Annotated in this window: 1 protein-coding gene and 2 pseudogenes; all 3 read left to right on the top strand. The window is 64.0% G+C overall.

All coding sequences use genetic code 11. From position 1 onward, the window contains the following. Positions 1-319: pseudogene (locus U5798_RS36745) on the top strand (aspartate aminotransferase family protein); the annotation flags it as partial. 62 nt (positions 320-381) lie between these two features. Then, positions 382-1,497 (top strand): polyamine ABC transporter substrate-binding protein, encoded by a 1,116-nt coding sequence (locus tag U5798_RS36740; RefSeq protein ID WP_124457138.1) that lies wholly within the window; start codon positions 382-384, stop codon positions 1,495-1,497. Positions 1,498-1,683: 186 nt separating this feature from the next. Then, a pseudogene (locus U5798_RS36735) lies at positions 1,684-1,866 on the top strand (polyamine ABC transporter ATP-binding protein); the annotation flags it as partial.

The following is a 1,866-nucleotide window of genomic DNA, read 5'->3' as shown; positions in this document are numbered from 1 at the left end:
CACGGGCCCGTACTTCCAGGCGTTGATGCGCGAGACCTTCGCGCGTCACCCGATCGTCGGCGAGGTGCATGGCCACGGCCTTGTCGCGAGCCTGCAGCTCGCGGAATCGCCGGCCGAGCGCCGCCGCTTCGCGAACGGCGGCGACGTCGGCACGATCTGCCGCGACTTCTGCTTCAACGGCAACCTGATCATGCGCGCGACCGGCGACCGGATGCTGCTGTCGCCGCCGCTCGTGATCACGCGCCAGGAAATCGATGAACTCGTGTCGAAGGCAAAGAAGGCCGTCGACGCAACCGCCCAGCAACTGGGTATTTCGTAACGGCTTTGCCTACAGGCGTGCGGCGGGCGCCGCACGCCGCCATAACCCAAGGGAATTCCACCATGCGTGCCTGCTTTCTTCGCCAAGCCTGTTCCGTTGCCGCCCTTGCCGCCGCGGCAGCGTTCACGTCAGTCGCCAGTCCGTCGGCGCATGCCGAGGACCTGAACGTCTACAACTGGTCCGACTACATCGCACCGGACACGATCCCGAACTTCCAGAAGCAGACGGGCATCCACGTCAAGTACGACAACTACGACAGCGACGACACGCTTCAGGCGAAGCTGCTGGCCGGCAGTTCGGGTTACGACATCGTCGTGCCGACGTCGAACTACATGGCCAAGCAGATCCAGGCCGGCGTGTACCAGAAGCTCGACAAGTCGAAGATTCCGAACCTCGCGAACCTCGATCCGCTGCTGATGAAGATGATTGCCGATGCCGATCCGGGCAACCAGTACGGCGTCCCCTGGGCCTACGGCACGGACGGCATCGGCTACAACGCGCAGGCGGTGAAGAAGGCGCTCGGCGACAAGGCGCCGGTCGACAGCTGGGCACTCGTGTTCGATCCGGCCAACATGGAGAAGCTGAAGAGCTGCGGCGTGTCGTTCCTCGACCAGGCCGTCGACGTGTTTGCCGCCACGCTGCAATACATGGGCAAGGATCCCAACAGCAAGAACCCCGGCGACTACCAGGCTGCGTTCGAAGTCCTGAAGAAAGTCCGCCCGTACATCACCCAGTTCAACTCGTCCGGCTACATCAACGACCTCGCGAACAACGACGTGTGCGTCGTGCTCGGCTGGTCGGGCGACGTCGGCATCGCGCACCGCCGCTCGTCGGAAGCGAAACGTTCGTACGACATCAAGTTCTCGAACCCGAAGGAAGGCGGCCTGCTGTGGTTCGACGTGATGGTGATCCCGAAGGATGCACCGCACCCCGAAGCCGCACTGAAGTGGATCAATTACGTGTCCGATCCGAAGGTCAATGCGGCGATCACCAACACGGTGTTCTACCCGACCGCGAACAAGGCCGCACACCAGTTCGTCACGCCGGCCGTCGCGCAGGATCCGACCGTCTACCCGCCTGAAGACGTGCTGAAGAAGATGGTGCTGATGAAGCCGATGCCGGCCGACATCCTGCGCCTCGAGAACCGTCTGTGGGCCCAGCTGAAGACGGGCCACTGATCGTCATGCATCACGGCGGCGCAGGCATCGCTTCACGCCTGCCCGCCCGAGATTCGCGGACCTCCGTCCGCCCGCGCGCGCCGCGCGCACTGTTCCATCCGGCACGAGCCGTCGTCCGCGAGTCGCGTTGCGCCTCGTGCGGGGACGCTCACGCCCGCAATCCGTGAAGAACGAATGGTGACTCCCATGCAATCGATACCCTCTTCCGCTGCTGCACGACAGACTCAACCGGCCGCCGCGGCCCGCCCGCAAAACGACGCGTTCGTCCGCATCGAGAACGTCGTGAAGAAGTTCGGCGACAGCACGGCCGTCGACAACGTGAACCTGACGATCGCGAAGAACGAACTGTTCGCGCTGCTCGGCAGCTCC

The sequence above is a fragment of the Burkholderia sp. BCC1972 genome (assembly GCF_905339605.1).
GTDB lineage: Bacteria > Pseudomonadota > Gammaproteobacteria > Burkholderiales > Burkholderiaceae > Burkholderia.
Note: the sequence above shows the minus strand (reverse complement) of the source record. Positions and strands in the feature narration are given on the sequence as shown.

Bases quoted from the DNA above. Each gene is read 5' to 3' on its own strand.
- U5798_RS36740 (WP_124457138.1), top strand. From the start codon at position 382: ATGCGTGCCTGCTTTCTTCGCCAAGCCTGTTCCGTTGCCGCCCTTGCC.